This window comes from Nocardioides potassii, assembly GCF_021648885.1.
Classification (GTDB): Bacteria; Actinomycetota; Actinomycetes; order Propionibacteriales; family Nocardioidaceae; genus Nocardioides; species Nocardioides potassii.
On record NZ_JAKJHZ010000007.1, the window covers coordinates 398,767 to 414,659 of the forward strand.

Genomic DNA, 15,893 nt, shown 5'->3' on the forward strand with positions numbered 1-15,893 from the left:
CGCCGCGAGGACCCCGCATGAACGCCAACCCGCCCCGTCGCGGCCTCGGCCGCGGTCTCGGCTCCCTGATCCCGACCGCCCCGACCCACCAGCCTCCTGCGGGTTCGGCGTCGTCGGTGGAGGTGCCGGGCCCCGACTCCCCGCACACCGCCCCGGTCGGCGACACGAACGGCGCCGGCGGCGCAGCCGCCGACGTGACTCCGCAGATGGTGGCGGGCGCCTACTTCGCCGAGCTCCCGATCACCCAGGTGCGTCCCAACGCACGGCAGCCGCGGCACGTCTTCGAGGAGGAGGCGCTGGCGGAGCTGGTCCACTCGATCCGCGAGATCGGGCTGCTCCAGCCGGTCGTCGTACGGAAGACCGGGGACGAGTCCTACGAGCTCATCATGGGAGAACGTCGGTGGCGCGCCTCGCAGGAGGCCGGACGCGACACGATCCCCGCGATCGTCCGGGAGACCGACGACGACGACATGCTGCGCGACGCGCTGCTGGAGAACCTCCACCGCTCGCAGCTCAACCCGCTCGAGGAGGCGGCTGCGTACGGACAGCTGCTCGAGGACTTCGGCTGCACGCACGAGGAGCTCGCCCAGCGGATCGGTCGGTCGCGCCCGCAGATCTCCAACACGCTCCGCCTGCTCAGGCTCTCCCCGGCCGTCCAGCGTCGCGTCGCGGCGGGCGTCCTGTCCGCCGGCCACGCCCGGGCGCTGCTCGCCGTCGAGGACCCCGCCCTCCAGGACAAGCTCGCCGCCCGCGTCACCGCTGAGGGCATCTCGGTCCGAGGCCTCGAGGAGATCGTCTCGATGGGTGTCGAGCCCGACGCCCCCGCCCGGGTCGTCCGCAACAAGCCGGTCGCGCCGGGCCTGGCCGAGCTCGCCGACCGCCTCTCCGACCGCCTCGAGACGCGCGTGAAGGTCGACCTCGGCAAGGCCAAGGGGAAGATCACCGTCGAGTTCGCCAGCCTCGACGACCTCCGCCGGATCGTCGACATCATGGATCCCCGGAACCGCAGCGACCGCCCGATCTGAGGCCTCCGCGCTGGCGCGGGATCGCGGCGGCTTGTCAGGCACCGCTGCACATCAATGTCGACAAAACATCAAATAGACTTACCGACAAAGCGATCTGTCGATGAGTCACTTCCGCCGCTTCGCGCGCTTCTCGGCCCGCTTGCGGGCGCGCTCGCGCTTCTCGGCGGCGTCGAGGGCGACCGCCTCCTGGGGCGTCGGCGCCGTACCCCCCATCGAGGCCGGCACCCACCAGGAGCCGGGCGGCTGCTCGTCGACGGGGTAGCCGGCGACGACCTCCGCGAGCATCTCGCTCATCCGGGCGCGGAGCTCGGCCGTCTCGGCCACGGGGTTGGCGGCCGTGGGGTGCATCGGCTCGCCGACCTTGATGGCGATCGTCTTGCCGCGCGAGAAGTCGCGCGGGTGGCCCTTGGTCATCATCCGCTGGGTCCCCCAGAGGATGACCGGCACGATGGGGACGCCGGCCTCCGCCGCGATCCGTACGGCTCCGGACTTGAACTCCTTGAGCTCCATCGACCGCGAGATCGTCGCCTCGGGGAAGATGCCGACGGCCTCGCCCCGGCGCAGGTAGTCCACGGCGGTGTGGAAGCTGGCGATCCCCTCGCCACGGTCGACCTCGATGTGGTGCAGCGAGCGCATGAGCGGGCCGACCCAGCGGTGGTCGAACAGCTCGCGCTTGGACATGAACCGGACCAGCCGGCGCGAGGGGTGTGCGGCGAAGCCGCCGTAGATGAAGTCGACGTAGCTGATGTGGTTGAACGCCAGCAGCACGCCGCCCTCGCGCGGCACGTGCTCGGTCCCGGTCATCTGGAACGTCTGGCCGAGGGCACGGAACCCCACCTTGGCCGTCACGATGATCGGGGGGTAGGTGACGTCGCGCATGGGCGAAGCCTAGGGTCGCACCACCCCGCACGCGAGGGGTGGTGACGAGGGACTCACGGACCGTCAGCGCCGCGTGGCGAGGAAGTCGGCGATCCGCCCGATGGCCTCCTCCAGCACGCTCGCCTCGGGGAGCGTGACGAGGCGGAAGTGGTCGGGCGTGGGCCAGTTGAAGCCGGTCCCGTGCGTGACGAGGATCTTCTTGGCGCGCAGGAGCTCGATGACGAAGTCCTGGTCGTCCTCGATGGGGTAGACGGCCGGGTCGAGCCGCGGGAAGCAGTAGAGGGCACCGCGTGGCTTCACGTTGCTGACACCGGGGATCTCGTTGAGGAGGCGGTGGGCGAGCATCGACTGCTCGTAGAACCGCCCTCCCGGACCGATGAGCTCCTCGATGGACTGGTAGCCCCCGAGGGCGGTCTGGATCGCGTGCTGCGCCGGCACGTTGGCGCACATCCGCATGTTGGCGATCAGGGTGAGGCCCTCGAGGAAGTCGGTGGCGAGCTCCTTGGGACCGGAGATCATCACCCAGCCCGCCCGGTAGCCGCAGACGCGGTAGGCCTTCGAGAGCCCGGAGAACGTCAGCGTCAGCACGTCGTTGCCGCCGTACGTCGCCGCGTGGTGGTGCTGCGCGTCCTCGAACAGGATCTTCTCGTAGATCTCGTCCGCCATCACCACGAGCTGGTGGCGGCGTGCGATGTCGACGAGCCCCTTGACCGTCTCCTCGCTGTAGACCGCGCCCGTCGGGTTGTTGGGGTTGATGATCACGAGAGCGTGCGTGTTCTCGGTGATCTTCGACTCGATGTCGGCGAGGTCGGGGTTCCAGTCGTCGTCCTCGTCGCAGCGGTAGTGCACCGGGATGCCGCCGGCGAGCGTGACGGCGCCGGTCCAGAGCGGGTAGTCGGGAGCGGGCACGAGGATCTCGTTGCCGTCGTCGACGAACGCCTGGAGCACCATCGAGATGAGCTCGGAGACGCCGTTGCCGATGTAGATGTCCTCGACGCCGACGTCACGCAGCCCATGGGACTGGTAGTAGTGCATGACCGCGGTGCGAGCCGACCAGATGCCCTGGCTGTCGGCGTACCCCTGCGACTGCGGCAGGTGGTGCATCATGTCGGCGAGGATCTGCTCCGGTGCCTCGAAGCCGAACGGCGCGGTGTTGCCGATGTTGAGCTTGAGGATCCGGTGGCCTTCCGCCTCGAGCCGCTGCGCCTCGACGAGGATCGGCCCGCGCACGTCGTAGCGGACACCTTGCAGCTTCTTGCTCTGTCGGATCGGGCGCACGCCTCATCCTCGCAGGCCGCGAACCGCCGTAGCATGGGATGCGTGTCACGCAAGACCGCACGCCTGACGGTCGACCACCTCGCGGAGCTGGCCGACCCGGTGCGGTCGTGCCTGTTCTGGGAGCTCGGGCCGGTGGACCGCGCCCGCCTCGACGAGCAGGAGCGCGTCGCCGAGAAGGAGAGCTGGCTCTCCGGCGTGCTCCGCGAGTGGGGCTCGTGCGGTCGCGTCGTACGCATCGACGGCCGGACCGTCGGGCACATCGTCTACGCGCCGGCGGCGTACCTCCCCGGGGCGGCGGTCCTGCCGACCGCTCCGGCCTCACCCGACGCGATCATCGCGGCGACCGCGTGGATCGAGCCGGGACTGCGCGGCGGCGGGCTCGGGCGGCTGCTGGTGCAGGCGATGGCCGCCGACCTGGTCCAGCGCGGCCACACCGCGATCGAGGCGTACGGCGACACGCGGGGGCGGGCCGACGGGTGCGTCCTGCCGACGGAGTTCTGGGGTGGCGTGGGCTTCAAGACCCAGCGGGCGCACCCGACCACGTCGCGGATGCGGATGGAGCTGCGCACGGCGCTGAGCTGGAAGGACGAGGTCGAGCTCGCGCTCGAGCGGGTGTGGGGCGCCGTACGCCCCACGCAGAAGGCGGCCCGCCCGATCGGATCGGTGCGGGCCGCCTCGAGCGACTGATCGTGCTTCGCTGGTTGAGGTGCGAGCGAAGCGAGCCTCGAAACCTCAGATGAGGCCCTCGAGCTCCTTGAGGAGCGCGGCCTTCGGCTTGGCGCCGACGATGGACTTCACGACCTCGCCACCCTGGTAGACGTTGATCGTCGGGATGCCGGTGACGCGGTAGGACGAGGGGGTGACCGGGTTCTCGTCGACGTTCATCTTGAGGAAGGTGAGCTTCTCACCGTGCTCGGCGTTGAGCTCGTCGAGGATCGGGGCGACCTGGCGGCACGGGCCGCACCACTCCGCCCAGAAGTCGACGAGGACGGGCTTGTCCGACTTCAGGACCTGGGTCTCGAACTCGGCGTCGGTGACAGCGGCGATGTTGGCCACGGGGATTCCCTTTCGTAGTGCCCGCGCGGGTGCGGGGTGTCAGCTCGGAGGCTTAGTACAGACGACCCAACACCAGCCCTCCGACAGTTGTTCCCGGCCAGCGAATGGTGCAGTGGAGACATCGTGAAGTATGTTCACTACATGACCGACACGACCGTCGTCCTCGACCGGGTGCTGCTCCTGGCCACGCTCGTGCAGGCAGACCTCGCGCGTTTCGAGCGCGAGGAGGGGCTCAGCACGGCGCGGGTCCACCTGCTGTGGGTGCTGGGCGCCAGCGGCCCGACGACCCAGCAGGCGCTCGCGCAGGCCCTCGACGTGACGCCCCGCAACGTGACCGGCCTCGTCGACGGTCTGGTCGCGTCCGGACACGTGACGCGGGAACCGCACCCGAGCGACCGGCGGGCCACGCTCGTGACCCTCACGGCGCTCGGCACGCGCACCGTCGACGGCCTTGCCGCCTCGCACGCGGACCTCGCCGCGAAGCTGTTCGGCGACGTGGACCCGGGCCGGCTCGCGGTCTTCGGTGACGTCCTCGACGAGACGACCCAGCGGTTCGCCCGGCTGATGGAGAAGGCGTGATGGAGCTCGTGCGACGTGTGCGACGGCTGGCGTGGTCGGCCCTCAGGCTCGAGGTGACTCTCTACCTGGCGCTCGGACGCTGGGTGACCCGGCGCCCGGACGTGCCGGCCGGCACGACGCCGATCGGCTACTCCCGGCTCGTGGCGCCCATGCTGTGGCTCTGGATCTTCGGCTCGGCCACCGAGGTCGTCGTCCTCGACGTGCTGCTGAGCCGGTGGTGGACGCCGTTGCGGATCCCGCTGCTGGTGGTGGGCGTGTGGGGCCTGGTCTGGATGCTCGGCCTGATGGCGGCCTATCGCACCCGGCCGCACCTGCTCGGCGAGGAGTCGCTCCAGGTGCGTGACGGCATCCACGCCCGCGTCGACGTACCACTGGATCGGATCGCGAGCGTCCGCTCGGCCGGCCACGACCTCCCGGGGCTGCTGCGGTCGGTGCACGTCGAGGGCGAGGGCGACGAGGCGGTGCTGCTGGTCGGCGTCAGCAGCCGGACCAACCTCGAGCTGGTGCTCACCGCTCCGACAACCTTCGAGACGCTGCACGGCCCCACGACCGTCGGGCGCGTCGGCCTCTGGGTCGACGAGCCGCGCGAGGTGGCTGAGCTGCTCAGGCGGACGATCAGGCAGGGTGTCTGACGAGGTTCCGGGAGGGCCGAGGAGGAGCGGAGAAGACCGCGAGACCCCCGTGGTCGCGGTCTCCTCCGCGTGCCCCGTGACGGTCACCCCAGGGGGACCGTTGCGCGACGTCTGGTCCCGAAAGTGGGGATGTCACAGGGACGGTAAAGAATCCATCAAGCGCTGAGACTCGGGGGGTGCACGGGCGTGCACCGACCTAGCATCGAGCCCTCGTATCGCCTGACGACCTCGGGGGGCCCGCCGTGTCCTGGCCTGTCTGGGCTGCCGTCACCACGCCCCCGCCGGTCCCGTCGACGACCTCGGGCAGCGCGTACCGGATGTACCGGAGCATCCTGGGGGCGCACACCGCCATCCTGGTCAGCCTGTGCGCGTTCTCGGTGCTGCCCTGGATCGGGCGGATCGGCCCGGGTACCCCCACCTTCGCAGTGCGGACCGTCATCGCCCTGGTGCTGCTCACCGCGGCGACCACGGTCTTCCGGGTCGGTGAGCGTCGGTGGCTCCTGGGCATGCTGTGCGTCACGTTCCTCCTAGCGACCCCGTCGCTGGGCATCGATCCCGTTCCGAACGACAGCACGGTGGGGATGGTGCTCTCAGCGGTCGGCGTCATGGCGGCCCGGCTGCTCCCCCTCATCCGGGCCATGGCACTGGTGGCGCTGCTGAGCGGGGTCCACGTGCTCACGCAGTGGCTCCTCGGCCTGCCCACGAGCGGCCTGTCCCTCGACGCGACCGTCCTGTCCCTCGGAACCGCGGCGGCCGCGGTGGGCATGGTGAACGCCATGCAGGCGAGCGCCATCGCCACCGAGGCGATGTCGGTCGACAACCGCGCCCGCGAGCTGGAGCTGGTCCACGCCGAGGCCGAGCTGAGGGCCAGCACGACGAGCCGCCGCGTGCTGCACGACGACGTGCTCGGGACCCTCCACCTGGTCTCGGACGGTGTCGCCCCGGCGGACCGGATCCGACGCCAGTGCCGTGCGACCGTCGACGCGATCCTGGCGGTCATCGCGAGCACCGGCGACGAGGATGAGGGCGACGACCGCCGGGAGGTCCGCGGACCGGACGGTCTGCCGGAGTCCTACGCAGTGCTGGTGGACGCTCTCCAGCACGCCTCCCCGATCCCGGTCGAGGTGTCGGTCGTCGGCCGTCCGCAGAGGCTGCCCGGGCTGTCCGACGCGCAGCGCGCCGCGCTGCTCAGGGCGAGCTCCGAGGGTGTCCGCAACTCGGCGCGACACGGGAAGGCCGACCGGGTCACCCTGCGCATCTCCTCCGACCGCGACGTCACACGGTTCGAGGTCCTTGACCGCGGCGTCGGTCTCGCCCCGTCGCACAGCAGGGGTTTTGGGCTCCAGGAGTCGGTCGAGCGGCCCCTCGCCGAGGTCGGCGGCAGGTCGGCCCTGCTGCCCCGGCCGGACGGAGGGGCAGCGCTCGTCCTGGTGCTGCCGCGCGAGCAGCGCGTCGGGAGCCGCCTGCTCGACGCCCACGGTCGCACCACCGACGGCCTCGGCTCGGTCCGTACGCTCTCGCGTGCCGTGGCGATCCCCCTGGGGACTGCGTGGTGCGTCATCGCCGTCCACGCGGTGGTCATCGATCCCCGGCTCTGGACCTCTCTCCCGGTCGGACTGGGCTGGTTGCTCGCCACGGCCTTCGTGATCCGGAGCGCCGAACGGGGCGCCCCCGGGACCCGCTGGGTGGTCTTCATCGCGTCGATGACCATCGCGCTGCAGGTCATCGGGATCGCCCTCCTCCCCGATGGAGCGATGCTCGACTTCAGGTCGTGGTCGATCGGCATGAGCGCCCTGCCGTTGGTGGTGTTCGTCCTGAGCCTCCCCACGTCAGTGGCCTGCGTGGTCCTGCTGGCACACATCGGCGTCGTGCTGGTCGCGCCGGTGCTGAGGCCCGAGCTGACGGCAGGGCTGGTCCCGTGGGGGTCGCTCAACGCCGTCATCACCTGTCCGGTCCCGTCGATGGTGCTGGGCTCGCTCATCCGCCGGCAGGGCCGATCACTGGAGGAGCAGCAGGCGAGGGAGCGCACGCTCGAGCACCGGCGGGCGGTGGAGGCGTGGCAGGCAGCGATGACCGACCTCTACTTCGCGCACGTCCGCCTCGAGGTGCTGCCCTGGCTCGAAGCCGTTGCCGACGGCTTGCTCGACCCGGACACGGACGAGGTGAGGAAGCAGGCGACCCTCCTGGCGGTCGCCGCCCGCGACGACCTCTACGCGCCCGGCTTCTTCGATGACTCCCTGCGTGCCGACGTCGCCCACTTCCGGTCACGAGGCGGAGCCGTCGAGCTGCGGGCGGGTCTGGTGCCAGGCGGCTTCGAGCGTCCCGTCGGAGACGTGCTGCGCGGCCTGCTGCCTGTCTCCCATGGGCGCCGGATCATCGTGTCGCCGCCGGCGCCGTCGGAGCGGCACGTCCGCATCTCGGTCGTCCCGGCCCCGCACGTCGGTGACATCGAGCGCCTCAGGACGACGGGACCGTCCCCGTTCGAGGCAGACGTCGACGCCTTCCGCGCCGTGCTGCTCGTCGACGACCTCCCCCTTTCAGGGTAGAGACAGTGCCGCGCGCGACCGGTATCCACTCCTCATGACCTCTGAGCGGACTGGCCGCGCCACCGTCGCCGTCCTCGACAACCAGGAGGTCGTCCGGGACGGGATGGCGGCCGCCGTCGCGCGCCACTCCGACGAGCTCGTGATGACAGGCGTGTATGCCGCGGTCACGGAGGTCGACCCGTCGTCACCCGGACCCGATGCGCTGGTCCTCGACCTCTATCTCGGCCGCGACGACGAGGTCGTGCTCGAGCACATCCCGATGCTCGTCCAGTGGGCGGGTGTCGTGGTGCTGCACACCGCGGAGGAGAAGCCCGTGCCGCTGCGGCGGGCGCTGGCGCTCGGCGTGCACGGCGTCGTGCTCAAGAACGACGGCACCGAGGCGCTCATCAGCGTCGTACGACGTGCGCTCGCGGGCGAGTTCGTGTGCAGCAGCGTGCTGGCCGAGGCGCTGATCAGCGACGCCGACATCGTGCCGAGGCTGACGACGCGTGAGGTGGAGGTGCTCAGCAACCTCCGCGACGGACTGACGCAGCGCCAGGTCGGCTCCCGGCTCAAGGTCGCCGAGGAGACGGTGCGGGCGCATCTGAAGTCCGTGCGGGCCAAGTACATGGAGGCCGACCGCGACGTGACGAACACCGGCAGCCTGGTGCGCGAGGCCGGTCGCGACGGCTGGATCTGATTCGTGCTGAGCTCGGCATTGTCGCCCGGCGCGGCGCCGACGTCCTGATTTCGGGCCACGTGGCCGGTCCCCACTTGTGGGGAGCGACAGGGCCCACGCGTGTCGGTGATCCTCAGTGCGGCTCGTCCGTGGGGGAGGAGCGACCGGCAGGCACGACGGGGTAGGAATGCGACTTCGCGGACACCACCGCGGTCAGGCTGTGCTCGCAGCCCTGACGCTCGGTGTGGGCATGATGGCCACGCTCTACGACGGGGTGCCGACGTCCGACCTCGAGCTGCACGACGGTGGGGTGTGGGTCACCAACCTCGACAAGCGTGTCGTCGGGCACCTCAACTACCCGTCGATGACCCTCGACGCGATGGTGACGGCCACCTCGCCGGAGTTCGACGTGATGCAGGAAGCCAACACGGTGACCCTGCAGGACACCGGCAGTGGGACGGTCACCCCCGTCGACTCCGCGACCCCCGCCCTGGGCTCAGCGGCAGTGGTGCCGGCCGGCTTCGACGTGCGCCAGGGTGGCGACAGCGTCGCGATCTCCGATCCCGTCAGCGGTGCGGTGTGGGCGCTGACGGCGGACGAGGTGGAGGGCTTCAGTGAAGAGCAGGAGCCGACGCTGACCAAGGCGGTCGGGGCTCGGGCCGCCGTGGGCAAGGACGGCACGATCTTCGTCGTCGGCGACTCCGGCGCGTTGAGCTCGATCGAGCCGGGGACGACCGGGTGGACGACGACGAAGGTCGGCTCGTTCGGCGCGCTCACGTCCGGCGAGTTCGACCTGACGGCGGTGGGGGCGACTCCGGTGCTGCTCGACCGCGCGGCCGGTGAGGTCCGCACGCTCGACGAGACGACGAAGGTTGACAGAGCCGACGAGCTGGTGCTGCAGCCTCCGGGCGACGCGAGCCAGACGGTGGCGCTGTCCTCGCCGGACACGCTCCTCCTCGCTCCGCTGTCGGGTGGCGACGTCATGCGGGTGCCCGACGGCGCGGCCGAGGCCGGCACCCCGGCGCCGCCGGTGCGGCTCGCCGGCTGCACCTACGCCGCGTGGGGCGGCAGCGGTCACACCCAGCGCGTGTGCGACGACAGCGCGGACGACAAGGTGCAGGAGGTCGAGCGCCTGCGCCGCTCGACCGCGCCCGTGTTCCGGGTCAACCGCGACGTCGTGGTGCTCAACAGCACCGACAACGGCGACTCCTTCCTCGCCCAGGACAACATGCAGCTCGTCGCCAACTGGGACGACCTGCTCGGCCAGGTCGAGGACGAGGAGAAGAAGAAGGAGGAGACCGAGGAGCAGGACCTCCAGCTCAACGCGAACCGCTCCGAGCAGAACCACCCGCCCAAGGCCAACCCGGACTCCTACGGCGTACGCCCGGGGCGCTCGACCACGCTTCCGGTGCTCGACAACGACACCGACCAGGACGGTGACGTGCTCACCGCGTCCGCCGAGGAGGATCCTCGGATCGGCACGGTGCTGCCGGTGCGCGGCGGCGAGGCGCTCCAGATCGTCACCGGTCCCGGTGCAGCCGGTGCCGACACGTTCGAGTACGCCGCCGCCGACGGCCGCGGCAAGCCCGCGACCGCTCGGGTGCAGGTGGAGGTCCACCCCTGGTCGGTCAACGCCGCGCCTGTGCGGAAGGACCGCGCCTCGGTGGTGGTCGTCGCCGGTGGCGCCGAGGTGAAGTACAACCTGCTGCAGGACTGGATCGACCCCGACGGCGACCCGATCTACCTCGAGTCGGTCGAGGGCACCGACGACATCCTCGCGCAGAGCCGCGAGGACGGCACCGTCACCATCACCGACCTCGGCCGTGCGAAGCCCGGCCTGCACCAGGTCGACGTACGCGTCTCGGACGGGCGCGAGACGGCGACCGGCACCCTCGACATCGACCTGCGCAGCTCCGACAACGTCGCCCCGACCGCGAACGCCGACCACGTCATCGCGGTGGTCGGCGAGGAGACGACGGTGCGTCCGCTCGACAACGACACGGACGCCAACGGCGACGAGCTGCGGCTCGCGCAGGTGCCCAGCCCGGGTGGCGGTGCCAAGGTCCTGATGGATCCGGCCGCCGGGACCTTCACCTTCACCGGGTCCAGAGCCGGGACGGTCTACGTCGAGTACACCGTCTCCGACGGTCCGTCGACCGCCAAGAACATCGTGCGCGTCGACGTCGTCGACGGCACCGAGAACGGCGAGCCGCCGGTCGCCGACAACGACCTGGCGCTCCTGCCGGCGGGACAGTCGGTGCTCGTGCCGGTGTTGTCCAACGACTACGACCCCGCGGGTGGTGTGCTGGTGGTGCAGTCGGTCTCGGCCCCGCCGGAGGCGCGGCTGCAGCTCGACATCGTCAACCACGAGTTCGTCCGGGTGCGGGCCGTCGGCTCGCTGCGGGCGCCTGTGGCATTCACCTACACCATCTCCAACGGCGCCGCCTCGTCGTCGGCGCAGGTGACGGTCGTGCCCATCCCGGACCCGGGCTCGGACAAGGCGCCGATCGTGGAGGACGACTCGGCCACGGTGCGTGCGGGTGACATCGTCACGATCCCGGCCCTCGCCAACGACCGGTCACCGGCCAACCTCGAGCTCCGGATCGGGCCCAGGCTGCAGCTGCTGCCCCAGGACTTCGCCGGGGATGCGTTCGTGGCCGGTCGCGACGTGCGGTTCAAGGCCGGCAACGAGCCCGGGCGCGTGCGGGTGACCTACACCGTCTTCGACTCCGCGGAGAACTACACCTCCGGCACGATCACCGTGACCGTCGTCCCGAAGGACGCGCCCAACACCCCGCCCACGCCACGACCGCTGGTCGCCCGCGTGCTGGCCGGCGGGTCCGTCACCATCCCGGTGCCGACCGACGGTGTCGACCCAGAGGGGGACTCGGTGACCCTCCTGGGTGTCGCCCGGCCGGCGCCGACCAAGGGCGTCGTGTCGGTCGTGGGCGGATCGCTGAAGTACGTCGCCCCCGCCTCGTCGTCGGGTACGGACAAGTTCCGCTACCTCGTCGAGGACGCGAGCGGAGCGCAGGCCAGCGGCAGCATCCGGGTCGGCATCGCCCCGCCGTCGGCCACCAACCAGCTCCCGACCGCGGTCGCGGACCTGGTCAAGGTGCGGCCCGGTCGCAAGCTCTCGGTACCGGTGACCGCCAACGACACCGACCCCGACGGGGACACCCCGCTGCTCATCCCGGACTCGGTCACCCCTGCCGACCGCACGACGAGGACGAAGGCCCGGACCGACGGTGCCCAGGTGCTCCTCACCACGCCCGGCTCGAGCGGGGACCTCAACTACTACTACCGGATCACCGACGCACCCGGCGGTCAGCCCGTCGACGGCGTCCTGACCGTGCAGGTGCGCGACAAGGCGCCGCTGCGGGCGCCGATCGCGCGTGACGACGTGGTGACCGCGGCCGAGACCCTCGGCCGGAACACCGCCAGCGTGGACGTGCTCGCCAACGACTCCGATCCCGACGGGGTCGCGGAGGACCTCGAGGTGAGCTCGACCGAGCGAGGCGTCACCGTCTCGGGCGGCAAGCTCGCGATCACCCTGGACAAGGCGCGCCGCGTCGTCCTCTACACCGTCACCGACGTGGACGGCCTCACCTCCCGCGCCGTCGTCACCGTGCCGGGCACCAGCGACCTGCGACCGGTCGTCGACCCGGGAGCTCCCGCCGTGAAGGTCGTCGCCGGGAAGACCGTCGAGGTCGCGCTCGCCGACCACGTCGTCGTACGTGACGGGCGGAGCCCGATCCTCACCTTCGGCAACACCGTGCAGGCCGGGCCGGGTGGCGTGGCCAAGGCAACCAGCCAGCGCGCGATGTCGTTCACGGCCGACCGGACCTTCTCGGGCCCCTCGGCGATCACCTTCGAGGTCACGGACGGCACGGACGCCGACGACGCCACGGGACTCGTGGCCACCCTCTCCATCCCGGTCGAGGTGCTGCCCGCGACGACCAAGGACGAGGACGACCCCAAGAAGGTCCGCACCCAGCCGACGTTTACGCCTACAGGCCTCCAGGTAGCTCCGGGCGAGGACGCGGTCGAGGCCGACCTCCGGGCGATGGTCACCGATCCCGACGAGGGTGACCGAGACCGTCTCGCCTTCGAGCTGGGCGCCGTGGAGGGGGACACCGCGAAGGTGAAGGTGTCGCTCTCGGGCTCGACCCTGCGAGCCGAGGCCGCGTCGGACACGCCGGCAGGTACGTCGTTGCTGGCGGCGGTCACCGTGACGGACGGGTCTACGGACCCGGTCACCGCCAAGGTGCCGATCACCGTGGTCTCGTCCACGCGACCGCTGCTCCAGGTCCGTCCGATCGAGATCGCCGACGCCTCGGCCGGCGTCGCGGAGACCGTCGACGTCGCGGACTTCGTCGTCAACCCGTTCGCGTCCGACGGTGAGCCGATCACGGTGCTGAGCGCCGACCTGGCCGGCGGCGACGCGACCGGCAAGGTCTCGCTGTCCGGCACGGTCGTGACGATCACCCCGGACAAGGCGACCCACGGACAGCTCAACGTCAGGATCTCCGTCGGCGACGCCACCAAGGACCCGGCGCGCCAGGTGGACAGCCTGATCCGGGTGACCGTCCGCGACCGTCCCGACGCGCCCACAGGCCTGAAGGCGCAGGCGATCGAGTCCAACACCGTCACCCTGAGCTGGACGGCACCGCCCAACAACGGCTCCCCGATCACGGGCTACACCGCCCAGTGGGCCGGCGACACCTTCGACTGCGGCCAGGCGACCACCTGCACCGTGACCGGGCTGAAGAACGCCGTGGAGTACACCTTCACCGTCACCGCCACCAACGAGATCGGCACCTCCGACAAGTCGGCAGCATCCAACCCGGTCAAGCCCGACCAACGCCCCGACCCGCCGAGCAGCGTCTCCGGCGAGTTCGGCGACAAGTCGGTCAAGCTGCAGTGGAACCAGCCGGTAGGCGACTTCAGCGCGGTGACGTCCTACAGCATCCTGATGAGTCCCGGGAATGCCGCCGGCGTCATGCAGCTCGACAACCTCACCGGGACCAGCGCCACCGTGGACAACCTGGTCAACGGCACGGCCTACACGTTCCAGGTGATCGCCCACAACGACCACCCGGAGCCGAGCGACCCGTCGCCCGCCTCGGCGGCGATCGTCCCGGCCGGCCTGCCGTTCGCCCCGGCGGCACCGACCGTGCAGAAGCGCGCAGCAGACGCCACCCAGCCATCCGCCACCGTGACGTGGGTCGCGCCCAACGGAAACGGGGACGACAACCTCGTCTACACGCTCGCGTCGAGCAACGGGCGGACGTGGAACGGCATCACCGGCACCAGCCAGGAAGTCCTGATGGACGCCTCGACCACCGACGTGACCTTCACGGTCCGGGCGACGAACAAGGCGGGTCAGGGCGACGCGTCGCCCGCCTCGGCGCCGCAGCGCTTCTTCCAGAAGCCAGGTCCGGTCAGCAACCTCCAGGCGGAGGAGACGGGCGAGAACAACACCGTCCGGATCACGTTCGGGGCAGCAGCGGGCAACGGGGCCTCCCCCAGCGAGATCACCTACCGATGGCGGGTCGGTGGTACCTCGGGAACCCTGCCCGCGGGAGGCGGCACGGTCACCAACGGAGCGTTCCCCAACGGCACGAACGTCACGGTCGAGGTCTGGGCGACCAGCACGGTGCGGGGCGAGAGTGTGGCCGGTGACACCCGGTCCGATGGGGCGAACGCCTACGGCCCGCCGACCGCACCCCAGGTCTCGCACTCCGACGGGTATCGCGCGGTGACGTTCTCGTGGAACGCCTCGTCGACTGGCAACGGCCGCTCGGTAACCGGTACGCAGATCAGCATCAACGGCGGCGGGTGGGAGAACGTGGGCGTCACCGGCAACCGGCTCGTGAACACCGGGCCAGGTCAGCGGGTCGAGTTCCGGGTGCGATCGGAGAACCAGGCTGGCTGGGGCGCTGAGGCCGCAGATGCCGGTACCGCTTGGGCGGATGCAACCGCCCAGTGGCGGAAGACCGGTCAGCAGGCTCCGAACGGCTGGTACTACGTCGAGCTCCGGCTGGAGAGGTTCAGGCCGGGATCACAGGTGTACTGCTTCGTCGGCGGCCAGAACGCCCCGAACTGGGACGAGACGCTCACGGTGGACGGTGCGGGCAACTGGGGTTGGGCCATTCCCTCCAGCTCGGAAGGTCGTCCGAGCGCCGCTGGGAGCTTCAACGTCGGCAACGACTTCGGAACGTGTCAACAGCGCTAGAGCGCCTTCGAGATGAGAGACCAATGACCATCACCACTGACGACGCCGCGTGGTTCGCGGACTCGTTCGGCAAGCTCACCGACAACGTGGGCCAGGCCCTCCTGGGCAAGGCCCCGGTCATCCGGCTGGCGCTGACCTGCATGCTCGCCGAGGGGCACCTGCTCCTCGAGGACGCACCCGGCACCGGCAAGACGGCGCTGGCGCGCGCGATGGCGGCGACGGTGCAGGGGAGCCACAGCCGGATCCAGTTCACGCCGGACCTGCTGCCCTCCGACATCACCGGCACGACGATCTACGACCAGTCGTCGTCGCGGTGGGAGTTCCACAAGGGCCCGATCTTCGCCTCCATCGTGCTCGCCGACGAGATCAACCGGGCCTCGCCCAAGACGCAGTCGGCGCTGCTCGAGGTGATGGAGGAGGGCCACGTCACCGTCGACGGCACGTCCTACGAGGCCGGCCGGCCCTTCATGGTCATCGCCACGCAGAACCCGATCGAGCAGGCCGGCACGTACCGGCTGCCCGAGGCGCAGCTGGACCGCTTCCTGATGAAGACGTCGGTCGGCTACCCCGACCGGGCGGCCGCGGTCCAGGTGCTCGCGGGCTCCGCTGACCCCGACCGCACCCGGACACTGCCGCCGATGATCTCGACCCAGGCCGTGGCCGAGATGGCCGACCTGGTCAAGGCCAACCACGTCGACGACGCGGTGCTCGACTACGTCCAGCGGCTGACCGAGGGGACGCGGGACGACTCCGACACGACCCTCGGCGTCTCGACGCGCGGTGCGATCGCGATGGTGCGCGTCGCTCGCGTCTGGGCCGCGGCGCGCGGGCGCAACTACGTGCTGCCCGACGACATCAAGGAGCTCGCCCTTCCCGTCTGGGGCCACCGCCTGGTGATGTCGCCGGAGGCCGAGTTCGCCGGGGCCTCCGCCGAAGGCGTGATCGGACGGGTCCTCGACCGGGTCGAGGCCCCCATGCTGCGCGGAGCCGGCGTCTGATGCA

Annotated in this window: 11 protein-coding genes; 8 read left to right on the forward strand and 3 right to left on the reverse strand. The window is 70.8% G+C overall.

Annotation, left to right across the window (positions count from 1 at the left end; all coding sequences use genetic code 11):
- Nucleotides 1–17 precede the first annotated feature (17 nt).
- The gene (locus L2K70_RS12660) at nucleotides 18–1,025 is read left to right on the forward strand and encodes a ParB/RepB/Spo0J family partition protein (RefSeq protein WP_236402472.1); all 1,008 of its coding nucleotides are present in this window, start codon (nucleotides 18–20) and stop codon (nucleotides 1,023–1,025) included.
- 105 nt (nucleotides 1,026–1,130) lie between these two features.
- Here the strand turns inward: L2K70_RS12660 and L2K70_RS12665 are convergent, their stop codons facing one another.
- Together L2K70_RS12665 and L2K70_RS12670 are read right to left on the reverse strand one after the other, a co-directional pair.
- Nucleotides 1,131–1,904 carry a lysophospholipid acyltransferase family protein gene (locus tag L2K70_RS12665; RefSeq protein WP_236402474.1) on the reverse strand — a complete coding sequence of 258 codons (774 nt, stop codon included), beginning with the start codon at nucleotides 1,902–1,904 and terminating at the stop codon, nucleotides 1,131–1,133.
- Nucleotides 1,905–1,967: 63 nt separating this feature from the next.
- Nucleotides 1,968–3,182, reverse strand: coding sequence for a pyridoxal phosphate-dependent aminotransferase (locus L2K70_RS12670; RefSeq protein WP_236402476.1), 1,215 nt, complete (start codon nucleotides 3,180–3,182; stop codon nucleotides 1,968–1,970).
- Nucleotides 3,183–3,224: 42 nt separating this feature from the next.
- Here L2K70_RS12670 and L2K70_RS12675 point away from each other — a divergent pair, with 42 nt between their 5' ends.
- Nucleotides 3,225–3,869 (forward strand): GNAT family N-acetyltransferase, encoded by a 645-nt coding sequence (locus tag L2K70_RS12675; RefSeq protein WP_236402477.1) that lies wholly within the window; start codon nucleotides 3,225–3,227, stop codon nucleotides 3,867–3,869.
- Between the two features lie 45 nt (nucleotides 3,870–3,914).
- Here the strand turns inward: L2K70_RS12675 and trxA are convergent, their stop codons facing one another.
- Nucleotides 3,915–4,238 (reverse strand): thioredoxin, encoded by a 324-nt coding sequence (gene trxA, locus L2K70_RS12680; RefSeq protein ID WP_201933333.1) that lies wholly within the window; start codon nucleotides 4,236–4,238, stop codon nucleotides 3,915–3,917.
- 141 nt (nucleotides 4,239–4,379) lie between these two features.
- Between trxA and L2K70_RS12685 the strand changes: the two genes are divergently transcribed.
- The 6 genes from L2K70_RS12685 to L2K70_RS12710 all read left to right on the forward strand — a co-directional run bounded on the left by L2K70_RS12685 (nucleotide 4,380) and on the right by L2K70_RS12710 (nucleotide 15,889).
- Nucleotides 4,380–4,817, forward strand: a complete 438-nt coding sequence (locus L2K70_RS12685; protein ID WP_236402478.1) for a MarR family winged helix-turn-helix transcriptional regulator — start codon at nucleotides 4,380–4,382, stop codon at nucleotides 4,815–4,817.
- Nucleotides 4,818–4,870: 53 nt separating this feature from the next.
- A complete protein-coding gene (locus L2K70_RS12690; protein WP_236402479.1) occupies nucleotides 4,871–5,449 on the forward strand; it encodes a hypothetical protein in 579 nt (192 codons plus the stop codon).
- Between the two features lie 242 nt (nucleotides 5,450–5,691).
- Nucleotides 5,692–7,995: an ATP-binding protein gene (locus tag L2K70_RS12695; protein WP_236402480.1), complete on the forward strand. Its 2,304-nt coding sequence runs from the start codon at nucleotides 5,692–5,694 to the stop codon at nucleotides 7,993–7,995.
- Nucleotides 7,996–8,029: 34 nt separating this feature from the next.
- Nucleotides 8,030–8,674: a helix-turn-helix transcriptional regulator gene (locus L2K70_RS12700; protein ID WP_236402482.1), complete on the forward strand. Its 645-nt coding sequence runs from the start codon at nucleotides 8,030–8,032 to the stop codon at nucleotides 8,672–8,674.
- Nucleotides 8,675–8,840: 166 nt separating this feature from the next.
- Nucleotides 8,841–14,891: an Ig-like domain-containing protein gene (locus L2K70_RS12705; RefSeq protein ID WP_236402484.1), complete on the forward strand. Its 6,051-nt coding sequence runs from the start codon at nucleotides 8,841–8,843 to the stop codon at nucleotides 14,889–14,891.
- A 23-nt stretch (nucleotides 14,892–14,914) separates the two neighbouring features.
- Nucleotides 14,915–15,889: an AAA family ATPase gene (locus tag L2K70_RS12710; RefSeq protein WP_236402485.1), complete on the forward strand. Its 975-nt coding sequence runs from the start codon at nucleotides 14,915–14,917 to the stop codon at nucleotides 15,887–15,889.
- Nucleotides 15,890–15,893: the final 4 nt, after the last annotated feature.

Coding starts and splice junctions, on each gene's coding strand:
- L2K70_RS12710 (WP_236402485.1), top strand. CDS start 14,915: ATGACCATCACCACTGACGACGCCGCGTGGTTCGCGGACTCGTTCGGC.
- L2K70_RS12700 (WP_236402482.1), top strand. CDS start 8,030: ATGACCTCTGAGCGGACTGGCCGCGCCACCGTCGCCGTCCTCGACAAC.
- L2K70_RS12660 (WP_236402472.1), top strand. CDS start 18: ATGAACGCCAACCCGCCCCGTCGCGGCCTCGGCCGCGGTCTCGGCTCC.
- L2K70_RS12665 (WP_236402474.1), bottom strand. CDS start 1,904: ATGCGCGACGTCACCTACCCCCCGATCATCGTGACGGCCAAGGTGGGG.
- L2K70_RS12705 (WP_236402484.1), top strand. CDS start 8,841: ATGCGACTTCGCGGACACCACCGCGGTCAGGCTGTGCTCGCAGCCCTG.
- L2K70_RS12685 (WP_236402478.1), top strand. CDS start 4,380: ATGACCGACACGACCGTCGTCCTCGACCGGGTGCTGCTCCTGGCCACG.